Source organism: Streptomyces milbemycinicus (genome assembly GCF_002154605.1).
Lineage (GTDB): Bacteria > Actinomycetota > Actinomycetes > Streptomycetales > Streptomycetaceae > Streptomyces > Streptomyces milbemycinicus.
In genome coordinates this window covers 1-11,618 of the sequence record NZ_MUNE01000132.1, presented here as the reverse complement: position 1 = coordinate 11,618, position 11,618 = coordinate 1, and the positions used below count along the sequence as shown (strand labels likewise).

The 11,618-nt window shown below is 70.5% G+C and carries 6 protein-coding genes; 2 read left to right on the top strand and 4 right to left on the bottom strand.

The window, feature by feature from the left end; genetic code table 11:
- From CCN51_RS12350 to CCN51_RS12340, 3 genes are all read right to left on the bottom strand, one after another.
- The coding region (locus tag CCN51_RS12350; protein WP_143675783.1) for a non-ribosomal peptide synthetase at window positions 1-2,495 on the bottom strand (2,495 nt) is incomplete at its 3' end.
- Window positions 2,492-5,095, bottom strand: coding sequence for a beta-ketoacyl synthase N-terminal-like domain-containing protein (locus CCN51_RS12345; protein ID WP_055414002.1), 2,604 nt, complete (start codon window positions 5,093-5,095; stop codon window positions 2,492-2,494). The genes CCN51_RS12345 and CCN51_RS12350, both read right to left, overlap by 4 nt.
- A 2-nt stretch (window positions 5,096-5,097) precedes the next feature.
- Complete coding sequence (locus CCN51_RS12340) at window positions 5,098-8,205, bottom strand: non-ribosomal peptide synthetase (RefSeq protein ID WP_086859536.1); 3,108 nt, start codon at window positions 8,203-8,205, stop codon at window positions 5,098-5,100.
- 530 nt (window positions 8,206-8,735) lie between these two features.
- Between CCN51_RS12340 and CCN51_RS12335 the strand changes: the two genes are divergently transcribed.
- Entirely contained in the window at window positions 8,736-9,251 is a 516-nt protein-coding gene (locus tag CCN51_RS12335) for a SigE family RNA polymerase sigma factor (protein ID WP_086859534.1), read from the top strand.
- On the top strand, window positions 9,244-10,026 hold the full coding sequence (locus CCN51_RS12330) for a hypothetical protein (protein ID WP_143675782.1): 783 nt from the start codon (window positions 9,244-9,246) through the stop codon (window positions 10,024-10,026). Before CCN51_RS12335 ends, CCN51_RS12330 begins: the two co-directional genes overlap by 8 nt.
- Before the next feature lies 1 nt (window position 10,027).
- On the opposite strand, the gene CCN51_RS12325 is transcribed toward CCN51_RS12330, so the two are convergent.
- Window positions 10,028-11,618, bottom strand: a 1,591-nt coding sequence (locus tag CCN51_RS12325) for an IucA/IucC family protein (protein ID WP_086859532.1), incomplete at its 5' end; no start/stop codon positions are given.

Genomic DNA, 11,618 nt, shown 5'->3' with positions numbered 1-11,618 from the left:
GTGGTCTCCGTCGGTCCGTACATGTTCAGCACGCGCGGGATGCCGAGGTTCTTGAGCTGCCGGGCCAGGGTGAGGTCGAGCGGTTCGCCGCCCACCATCAGCAGGCGGAGCCCGGCCAGGGCTTCTTCGGCGCCGGGCAGGCGGAGCACACCGCGCAGCAGCGTGGGGGTCGCCTGCATGGCCGTCGCCCCCTCACGGCGGATGAGCTCCGGGATGGTCGCGGGCGCCTGAAGCCCCCGCGGGTCGCTCGTGGTGTGCCGCAGCGTCTCGGACGTCTCCGAGAGCACCACGGGAACACCGCGGGCCACGGTCCACAACAGCTCGACCACCGCGATGTCGAAGGTGACCTGGGTGACGGCGAGCCACACGGCCGGATCCGGAGGCGAAGCCACCGCGTCGAGGGCGGTGAAGAGGTTCAGCACATTCGCATGCGATACCTCGACGCCCTTGGGCCGCCCGGTGGAGCCGGAGGTGAAGATGACGTAGGCGGCGTCGGCGGCGGCCTCACCCGGGGAGCCGGCCGTCCCCGGGTGCCGGAGCAGGTCCGCGGCGCTCAGCCGCACACCGGCGAACGACGGACACCTGCCCTCGTACACCTCCCCGGTCACGAGCGCGACGCAGTCGGCAGAGTCGAGCATGGACGTGGTGCGCCCGTCCGGAGCGGCCCCGTCCAGGGGCACGTAGACCAGCCCCGCCCGGAGGATCCCCAGCAGTACGGCGATGAGCTCCGGCGACCTGGGCACCAGCACGCCCACCCGGCCGCCGGGCCGCAGCCCCACGGAGCGCAGGCCGGCGGCGACGGACTCGGCCCTGCGCGCCAGTTCACCCCGGGACAGCACGGTCCCCCGGAACGTGACGGCCGCCTGCTCGGGATCCTCGCGCAGCCGGTCGAGGAGCTCCTCCTCCACGCGCCCCGCCTCCACCGGCCGGCTGGTGGAGGCGTTCCACTGGTCGATGCGCCGGGAGCTGTCGGGGTCGATCAGCGGCAGGTCCGCGAGCCGTGCGTCCGGGTCCTCGCACATACGCTCCACAAGACGGACGAAACAGTCGGCGAAGCGCTGCGCGTCGGCCTCGTCGAACAGCGTGTCGTTGTAGACCAGCAGCCCCTGCAGGCCGGCCGTCCGGCTGTCTTCGCGCAGCTTGAACATCAGGTCGTACTGGGCCGAGTAGTAGGGGGTCGGAGCGGCCTCGGCGTGGACACCGGGCAAGGTGAACTGCTCGCCCGGATAGGTCTGCAGGATGAAGATGGTCTGGAAGATCGGGGAGTGCGAGCTGCTGCGCTCGGGGGCCGTCGCCTGCACCACCTGGTCGAAAGGAAGGTCCTGGTGGGCGAAGGCGTCGAACGCGCTGCTCCGGGTCTGTGCCAGGTAGTCGCGGACGGTACTGCTCTCATCGACCCGGGTCCGCACGGTGATGGTGTTGAAGAACAGCCCCAGGGTCCGCTCCAGCGCCGGATAGGGCCGGTTGGCCAGAGGGCTGCCGACGGCGATGTCGGACTGCCGCGTCATGCGGGACAGCAGCAGTGAGTACGCCGCCATGAAGGTGCTGTAGAGGGTGGTGCCCGTCGCACCGCACAACCCCCGGACCCGATCGAGGAGTTCGCGTCGGTACCGGAAGGTCAGCGCGGAGCCGCGGTAGCTCTGCACCGCCTGGCGGTGCCGGGAGGGGACCAGGTCCAGCAGCGGTGGAAGCTCGGCGAGCCTGTCGCGCCAGTACGCGCGCTGCCGCTGCGCCAGGTCGCTGCCGAGCCATTCACGCTCCCAGACGGCGTAGTCCGCGTACTGCACGGAGAGCTCGGGTAACCGCGGGCTCCGGCCGGCGACGCGCGCCGCGTACAGCTCGGACAGTTCCTTTTTGATCAGCCCGGTGGACCAGCCGTCCGAGATGACGTGGTGCTGTGTGACGACGAAGGTCCACCGCCGCTCCGCCGTGTGCAGCAGGTCGAAGCGGATGAGCGGGGCCGTGGCCAGGTCGAAACGCGTGGAGACGACGTCGAGGAGCAGCCTGTCGTGTTCCTCCGGGGTGTCCGCCCGGTGTGTCCCGAACGCCGCTGTGCAGCCGTCGTCGATGGTCTGGAGCAGGCCCTCCGGCGTCTCGGTAAGGGCCGTGCGCAGGATCTCGTGGCGCCGCACGAGATCGCCGGCGGCGCCGCGCAGGGCCGCTTCGTCCAGGTCGCCCCGGAATTCGGTGGCGAAGTACATGTTGTAGACGGACAGGTCGGTCGCCGTCTGCTCCACCAGCCACAGGCGCTGCTGGGCATAGGACGCGGGGATCGGTTCCCGGCGGTCGACGCGCTGAATGCGGACGCTGCGCCGGTACTGCTCCTCCTCGTACTCGCGGAAGAACCGGAGTATCTCCGCGCGTTGCGTGCGGATGGAGTCCTTGACGGCGTCGGTGAGGGCGCTGCCGGGGCCTGACACCGACAGCTTCTCGCCGTTGGGCGCGATGCGGATCCCGCGCGCTGACATGTCCTCCAGAAAGCGGGTGACGCTCACAGTTCCACCGTCTCCATCGCTTCGTCGGTCGGGGCGGTCTGCGTCGCGTAGACACGCAGCGCGGCAAGCTCGTCCTGAACGAGCTCGGACATGCCTTCCAGCGTCTCGGCGTCCAGCAGTTCGCCGAGGGGGATCCGCACCTCGAACAGCTCGCGGATCCTGGTCATGACCTGGGAGGCGAGCAGCGAGTGCCCGCCGAGGTCGAAGAAGCTGTCCTCGGGCGCCACCTCGGGAACGCCGAGGACCGTCCGCCAGATGGCGCCCAGTTCGGTCAGGACGTCCCGCGCACCGCCTGCGCGGGAGGCGGTGGCGCCGCCGACAGGTATGGGGGTGTGTCCCGCGGTGGCATCCGGCGCCGGGGCGGCCCAGTGGCGGGCCTCGTCGAACGGGTAGCCCGGCAGCGGTATCCGGCGGCCGGTCCCGCGCAGCAGGTGCCAGGACACATCGGCGCCCCGTTCCCAGCAGTGGGCGACCAGACGCAGCCACTGCTCCCAGCCTGTCGCGCCGTCGAGCAGGCTGGGGCAGCCCGGCGGGGGCGCGAAGTCCCCTTCTCCGGTCACCGCGGCCCGGGTCATCGCCGGCAGGTGTCCCGTCGGCAGTACCCGCCCGGCGGGGAAACCGGTGCCCGAGGTGAGCGATCGCACCTCGACGGCCAGGGGGGTAGGGGGGCAGGCGGCGAGGTCCCGTTCGATCTCGTCCAGCAGCCGTTCGCAGACGCTCAGATCCCCGCCGGGCAGCGACGCCTCCAGAGCCCGGCTGTGCCGCTCGGCGCAGCGGAGCGCCACGTCCCAGGGCAGGGCTCCGGCGTGGGCGAACGCCAGGTACTCGCCCGCGCCCACCGCGGCCACGGCGTCCGGGACGACTCCCCGTACGGCCAGGGCGTCGAGCAGGCCCCGCGCGGTGTGCGCCGCGACCACCACCCGGGAGGTCCCGGAGCCCGTGTGCTCCAGGGCACGGCGGAGCTCCGCGATGCGCTCGCCGAGCCGCTCGTCGAGCGGGTACGGGTTCTCGTCCCCGAGGTCGATCGCCAGCACGAGCCCTTCCTCCGGTGCGGGGACGGGCTTCTCGCGCAGGGCGGTGCTGATTCCCTGGAGGGAGGGGGAGACCCAGGCCCGGCGCAGTGTGCGGTGGTGGCGGCCCTCTTGGAGGGTGCGGGCCACATCGCCCGGGGCGTGTTCCTTGTGGTCCAGCGTCTCGGCGAGCCGGTCGCAGAGCCGGTCGAACGAGCGCGGCGTATGGGCGGAGAGCGGGAAGATGTGCGGCTCGTCCGGGGCGGCCGGCTCGGACGGTGCGGGTGCGGGTGCGGGTCGCACGGGTGGCTGTTCCAGCACCAGGTGGGCGTTGGTGCCGCCGACGCCGAGCGCGGTGACGGCGGCGCGCCGGGGGTGCCCCGTACGCGGCCACGGGCCGGTGTCCGCGCTGATGTACAGGCCGCTGTCCCCCAGGTCGATGAGGGGGTTGAGTTCGTCGTGCCCCACCGTCGCGGGCACCGTGCCCTCACGGACGGCGAGTACGGCCTTGATGAGCCCGGCCATGCCGGCGGCGGTGTCCAGGTGCCCCAGGGAGGACTTCACGGCACCGATCGCACAGGGAGTGGTGGCACCCAGCTGTTCCCGGGCCTCGCGGAGCGCCGCGAGCTCCACGGGGTCCCCGAGGGAGGTGCCGGTGCCGTGTGCCTCGACGTACCCCACGGTCGCCGGGTCGACGCCCGCGTCGGTGAGCGCGGCGATGACGACGTCGCGCTGTCCGCGCACGCTCGGCGCGGCGAAGCTCTGCCGGTCCGCCCCGTCGTTGTTGAGGGCGGAGCCACGGATGACGGCGTGGACGGTGTCTCCGTCGCGCAGGGCGTCGTCCAGGCACTTGAGGACGACGATTCCCGCGCCGCTTCCGGGTACGGTGCCCGCTGCCGCGCTGTCGAACGGGCGCAGCCGGCCGTCCGGGGACATGACGGAGCCGTCAAGCGCGCGATAGCCGTGGTGCTGTGGCAGCTGCACGGACACCGCGCCCGCCAGGGCGAGTTCGCACTCGCCCGCCAACAGGCTGCGCCTGGCCAGGTGGACGGCGGTGAGCGACGTGGAGCACAGGCTGCTGACGAAGACGCTCGGCCCTCGCAGGTCGAGATGGTAGGAGACGCGCAGGGGCAGCGCGGCGGGGGCGTCGGACATGGACCGGTGGGCCCGGGCGCCGCTGTCCGGGCTGGGCAGCATCGCCGCGTACCGGTTCTCGCCGGAGCCGCAGAAGACCCCGACCCTGCGGTCCTCGCTGCCCGCCCACCCCGCGTGTTCCAGGGCGTGCACCGCTTCCTGGAGAAAGAGGCGGTGCTGCGGATCCATGGCAGCCGCCTCGGCGGGCGGGATCCCGAAGTAGGCGGCGTCGAACATCTCCACGTCTTCGAGCGCCCCGGCCACGGGAACGTAACTCGGGTCGGCGAGCACTTCCTGGGGGACGCCCTTCGCCGCGAGTTCGTCGGCCGTCAGCGGCACCAGGGACGTCGTCCCCTTCATGAGCGCGTTCCAGTACTCGTCGGTGTCACGGGCGCCGGGGAAACGGCAGGCCATCCCGACCACCGCTATGAGCCGGCTCTCCTGCGCAAGGGTCATGCTCATCCTCCGTCGTTCTCCGAGCCACTCAGCGAGCGGGCGACAGCGGCAACGGTCGGGTACTTGAACAGATCCGTCACCGACAAGCCGGGCGCGATCTCCGTCCTGAGCCGGCGGTGCAGCTGAATCAGGGTCAGTGAGCTGCCCCCGAGCTGGAACAGGCTCATGTCACGGGGCACCCGGCCGGGTTCCGTGCCCAGGACCTCCGCCCACAGCGCGGCGAGCCGCCGTTCGAGGCCGGTACGCGGTTCGCTGTGCGACGACGGGGCCGCTCCCGCCTCGGGCAGCGGCAGCGCTCGTACGTCCACCTTTCCGGTGGCGGTGAGGGGCAGCTGTGCCAGCCGTACGAAGTGGGTGGGCAGGTGCTCCGGGGGCAGCCGGTCGGCGAGGTATCCGCGGAGGCCGGCGAGGACGTCGTCCGGTCCGGAGACGACGTAGGCGAGCAGGGAGTCCGGGAGCTCGGGGCGGACCGTCACGACGGCGTCCTGGATTCCGGGGTGCCCGAGAAGCAGGTTGCGTATCCCGTCCAGTTCCACCCGCAGTCCGCGGAGCTTCGCCTGCCCGTCGTCGCGCCCGTGGAACTCGAGCAGGCCGTCCTCGGTGAAGCGGGCGAGGTCACCCGTCCGGTAGAGCAACGCGCCGGGATCCTCGCCGAACCGGTGCGGTACGAACCGTTCGGCGGTCAGCTCGGCGCGGTTGGCGTATCCGAGAGCCAGCGGGAGGCCGCCGAGGCAGAGCTCCCCCACGAAGGTCGGGGGCATCAACTGGCCGCCGGGCCCGAGCACATAGGCCTGGCCGCCGGGAATGGGGCGGCCGATGGGCACTGCCGCTTCGGGCCCGGCGCCGGGGCGGCACAGGTGGGACGTCGCGTCGCAGCCCGCCTCGGTTGGCCCGTACAAGTTAATGACCTGAGCATGACAGCCCTTTTTCACGGCTTCCACGACCCAGGAGTCGAGGGCCTCTCCACCGGCGAAGAGCCGGCGCAGCGCGGGGAGGCCGCCCCACCCGTCCTCCGCCAGCAGGGCCTTGAGCAGGGTGGGGACGAACTGCGCCACGGTCACCGCGTGGCGCCGCATCTCGCCGAGCATGGACGCCGGGTCCCGGTGTGCGCCCGGAGGCGCCACCACCAGCGTGGCGCCCACGGTGAGCGGGGCGAGGTACTCCCACACCGACGCGTCGAAGATGGGCGGCGTCTTGAAGTAGAAGCGGTCCTCCGGGTGGAAGCCGAACTCGTCCCGCTTCCACCGGAGGTTGTTGGTCAGCGCACGGTGCGGGACGACGACCGCCTTGGGCAGCCCGGTGCTTCCGGACGTCGTGATGACGTAGGCGGGGGCCTCGCCGTCCACCGGCCGGTCTTCGAACCCGTCGCCTGGGACAGCGGCTTCGGCGGCGTCCAGGCCGAGCGGCTTCACCCCGGGCGGCAGAGCGCCGAGTCCGGCATGGCTCGGCGCGATCACGGCTGCCGCTCCCGCGTCGGACAGGACGAAGGCGCGTCGGCGCGGCGGCTGTTCCATGTCGATGGGGAGGAAGGCCAGGCCGCATCGGAGCACGGCCAGGGCCGCCTCGACGAACCGGGCCGACCTCGGCAGGCAGAGCGCGACGACGCTCCCCGAGGGGAGGCCGAGGGCCGCGATACGGGCGGCAAGGGAGCGGGAGGCCCGTTCCAGTTCCCCGTAGGTGACCTCGTGTCCCTCGTCGATCAGGGCGACCTTCTCGGGGGCGGCGGCGGCCTGACGCAGGAAGGACTCCGGGACGTGCGGCGGGTCCACCTCGCCGGGCGGCGCGTTCCAGGTGTCCAGCACCAGGGAGCGGTCGGCCTCGGTGATGAGCTCCACTTCCCGCGCGGCGCCGTCCCAGCCGTCGACGATCTGGCCGAGCACGGTTTCCCACGCGCGGGCCAGCCGCTGTGCGGTGGCCGGGGCGTACACGTCGGGGTCGAAGTCCAGCCGCCCGGTGACCTCGGTGCCGCTGATGTTGATGGCCAGCAGCAGCTCCGACTTGCCGTCACGCGGGATCAGCGGGATGCGTTCCACATCCAGCCCGGGCAACCGGGGGTCTGTGCCCAGGTCGTTGACGGACAGCATGGCCGGGAGGGCCGCACCGCCACCGGCGATCACCCGCATGCGGGCCCACAGCTTCTCCAGGGACTCTCCCTGATGCTCCAGGCAGGTGAAGAGCGATTCCTGAACCTCCCGGACGTACTCCTGCAGGCTTGTTTCAGCCTGCGGAGGGCAGCGGAAGAGCATCATGTCCGTAAACAGCCCCACCACCTTGTCGAATTCGGTGCGTCGCCAGTCGACAGCCGGATAGGAGACGACGATATCATCGGAGCGGAGGAAGTGCTGAAGCGTCAGAGAGTAAGCGGACAGCAGCACCGCGAAGGGGGTCACCCGCCGGCGTTCGACGAGCTCGATGAAATCCGCCCGAAAGGACAGCGGGCAGGAGGAGTGGCGAATGGGCGAATCATCGCTGTACGGGTGCTTGCGCGGTGCGGATGCGAGTACGTCCATGCCGGCCAGATATTTCCCCCAGAAGTCGGTGTGTTCCTGCTCTTCGGGGAGATTTGTCCGCTCCTGCTGCTGGCGGACGTACGCGAAATAGGGCGACTCGCCAATAGGTGCAGCCGTCCGGAGGCGGCCGTCGAGGGCATCGGTATAGGCCTGGCCTAATTCCTCCATGATCAGGCCGACCGAAGGTGCGTCCACCGTGATGTGGTCGAACACCATGAGGAGAACGGCGTCCTGCGGAGACAACCGGAACAAGTCGGCTCGCACACGGTGCGCGGTTTCGCCGGAGAACGGCTCCGAAGCGGCCGCGGTGAGCCGTTCCTGCAGCTCATCGGGTGTCACCTGGTGTACATCCAGGACGCGATCCGGCGTGGGGCGTACGCTCTGGCGAAGTTCGCCGCTCGATAATTGATGAATCGCCACACGCAGCACGGGGTGCCGGCCCAGCACCGACCGGATGGCCTCGGCGAGCTCCTTCTCGGCGATGTGACCTGAAAGGCGGTAGGCCACGGGAACATGGTAGGAGTCCCCGTCTGGCTGGAGTTGCTGCGACGCCCAGACGGTCTGCTGCTGCCGAGACAGCGGATACCCGGCGGAATTCACAGAGTCACCCTGGAGAGGTGCTGGAATGCGAGGTGTCCAGGTTTCCTGAATCTTAAGTGAATATCAGCGGCGATATGCCTCAAAACCGGCGACCCGCTGGATCTGGAAGCGCGTACCTGAATCGACAGATGACCCACTGTTGCTCCCCCGTAACGCTGTTCCCCGTGAGCAATTCTTCTAACAGAAGATCGCAGTGAGTTTGCGACACGCGGCGTCACGCCGACCAGAGCTGTCACATTTTTGTGACGCAGGTCACGCGCTTGAGGGTGTGGATTGAGGAGCGTACCCCTTGTTGCCCGCTTTGGCGCGCACGATGTCGGCCGTGATTCTTGGCGATATTAAGTCTGGCGTGGCTGATTTTCATCGAGTCTCTTGACTCGGCAATTGGCCGTGCGAATCGCCATGCGGGGGTGCTGGTTGACCGCCGGTTGGCGGATTCTGGGCTTGAGGCAACCCCGTCCCGGCGTCATGGCGTTCACCATGTGTGAAAGACACGGTTCGGACAGGGGCGCCATGGCGAGGACACGACAGTGACGGGCGCGACGCCCGGCTTCGAGGAGTTCGTCGCCGCGCGCGGGCCTCGGCTGCTGAGGGTGGCCTGGCTGCTCACCGGGGATGCGCATCTGGCCGAGGATCTGCTGCAGACGGTGCTGGCCAAGGTGTGGCCGAAGTGGCGGCGGATCGCGGGGGAGAATCCGGAGGCGTACGTCCGAAAGGCGCTGGTCAATACGCATGCCTCGTGGTGGCGGCGGCGCTGGCGCGGGGAGGTGCCGCACGACGAGGTGCCGGATACGCGGGCCATGCCGGATCCGTTCGAGGGGGTGGATCTGGAGCAGTCGCTGGCGGCGGTGGTGCGGGCTCTGCCGGTGCGGCAGCGGGCGGTGGTGGTGCTGCGCTATTTCGAGGACCTGAGCGTCGAGGACACCGCCGATGTGCTGGGCTGCTCCACCGGCACGGTCAAGAGCCAGGCGTCCAAGGCGCTGCGTACCTTGCACGGGCTGCTGCCCGCCGCCGAGCTGGTGGAGGGTGGTGAGCGCCGTGGGTGAGCCGGCCGAGAGGAGGCGCTTTCTGCCTGGTCAGGGAGGTGACGCACGCCGTGAGGCGGAGCTGCGGGCGCTGCTTGAGCGGGGCGTGCCCCGGCCCGCCGCTCCCGCTCAGCGGATGCGGCGGGTCCAGCAACTGGTGGTACGGCGACGGCGGCGTCGGGTGGCCGGGGCGATCGGGGCCGCCGGGGTGGCCGGGGGAGTGGCCGTCGCCGTGACGCTGGGCGTGCTGGGGCATGTGCCGGCCGGGGGGTCCAGGAAGCCCGGCGCCACGTATCAGGTGCCGGCCGCCTCGCCCACCTCCGGCGGGCCTGATTTCCGCTACCCCGGGCTGGACGGGCTGACCGTCCGGCTGCCGGACGGCTGGAGCGGCCGCAGCGTATGGGGTGGGGAGGAGGCGGGCACGGTGGGACTGGCCGGGAGCCGGCCCGCAGCCGTGGACGAGGAGGGGTGTACGGCGGGGACCGGGCGCTACTGCCTGGCGTCGGACGAGCTGCGGCGTGGGGAGGGGCTGCTGGTCTTCCGGCTGGAGAGTAAGAAGGTTCTGGGCGCGATCCACCAGCGGGCGCCGCTGGTGGATACCCGGCCCGGGGACTCCTGCCGCCTCGCGGGCGGCACGCATGAGCTGCTGGGCTGGCGGGCGGCGGGTGGGGTGGATGGGCTGATCATCGCTTCCGCCTGCCTCAACCAGCCCTCCGCCGTCACCCTCAAGCAGGTCCGTTCCATACTCGGCTCCGCCGTCCTCGGCGGTAACGCGGACCCCACCTCCCCCCGCTGAACTACGACGCTCCCCCGAACCGCGCGATGGGGTTCTCCAGCGTCCCGATCAGCTGGAGCGCCCCGGCCGGGTCCGCCAGGTCCAGCATCTGCTGGTTGTTCCGCAGCTGGAGCCGGTTCAGGCAGGACAGTGCGAAATCGGGCGCGAACATGTCGTACCGCTCGAACTTCTCCGCCAGCTCCGGCACCGACGCCTGGTAGTCCGAGACGCACTCCGCCACCGTCCGCCAGAAGGTCTCCTCCTCCAGCAGGCCCTCGGTGACGAGGATGCCGCTCAGGAAGCGCAGGAAGCAGTCGAAGACATCGGTGAAGATCGACAGCAGCTTCTTGTCCTCCGGGACCTCCACCCGGATCCGCGTGACAGCCGGCGGAAGGACCGCGTCCGGGTCCATGACGGCGATCTCCTCGGCGATGTCCTTGAAGATCGCTCGCCGCACCGCGCCGTCCTCGATGACGAGGATGACGTTCTCGCCATGCGGCATGAAGACCAGGTCGTACGCGTAGAAGCAGTGCAGCACCGGTCGCAGATACGCGTCCAGGTAGCGGCGCAGCCAGCCGGCGGGGGGCAGGCCGGACTCCTCGATGAGGGCGCTGACGACGGAGCCGCCGGCGGGGTCGGTGTGGAGGAGGGAGGCCATGGTGGCCAGGCGCTGGCCCGGTTCGAGAGTGGGGACGGGGCTTTCGCGCCAGAGCGCGGCGAGCATTTTGCGGTACGGCGAGTACTTGTCGGTGGCGCGTTCGTACTGCCGGTGGTGGTAGCCGATGGCGGCGCGTTCGCGGATGATCGAGAAGCGGGCGGCGCGGAGGAGGTCGTCGCCGGCGATCAGGCCCGCGAGCCAGTCGTTGATGGCGGGGGTGGCCTCCATATAGGCGGCGGAGAGGCCGCGCATGAAGCCCATGTTGAGGACGGACAGGGCCGTTTTCACATAGTGCTTGGCCGGGTCGTCGCTGTTGAAGAAGGTACGGATCGACTGCTGCGCGAGGTACGAGTCGTCGCCGCTGCCCAGGCACACCAGGCGCCGCTGGGCGAGCTCGGCGGCGAAGGTGACCGACAGCTTGTTCCACCACTGCCAGGGGTGGACGGGGATGAGGCGGTAGTCGGCCAGGTCGAGGCCGAGGCCGGTCAGGGTGTCGGCGAAGCGGGTCAGGGTGGCCTCGCCCAACTCGCCGCGGATCAGCCCGTCGTAGTCGAGGTCCGTGGAGGAGGTGAAGGTGGCGTGGTCGCGGTGCGCGGCCAGCCAGATCAGCTGGACGGGGCTCGCGGTCTCGGGGGCGTATGAGAGGTATTCGTGGACTCCGAAGCCCAGGCGGCCGTTGTTGGCGACGAAGCAGGGGTGGCCCTCGGTCATGCCGGTCTCGACCGTCTGGAAGTCGGACTTGGCGAGCTCGGCGGCGCCGACCGGCTCGCCGCCGAGCTTGTACGCCGTGCCGGAGAGGGTGGAGCTGATCTCCTCCAGATAGACGGGCAGGATCTGGTCGGCGAGCCCCAGCCGCCCGCGCAGCTCCAGGAAGAAGTCGAGCGCGTCGAGCGGGAGTTCGGAGCCGTCCCGGGTGTCGTGGCGGGTGATGGACTCGGCCTCGACCGTCCAGTGG

What these genes read in the sequence shown, in the direction of transcription:
- CCN51_RS12345 (WP_055414002.1), bottom strand. Translation starts at nt 5,095, where the DNA reads ATGACCCTTGCGCAGGAGAGCCGGCTCATAGCGGTGGTCGGGATGGCC.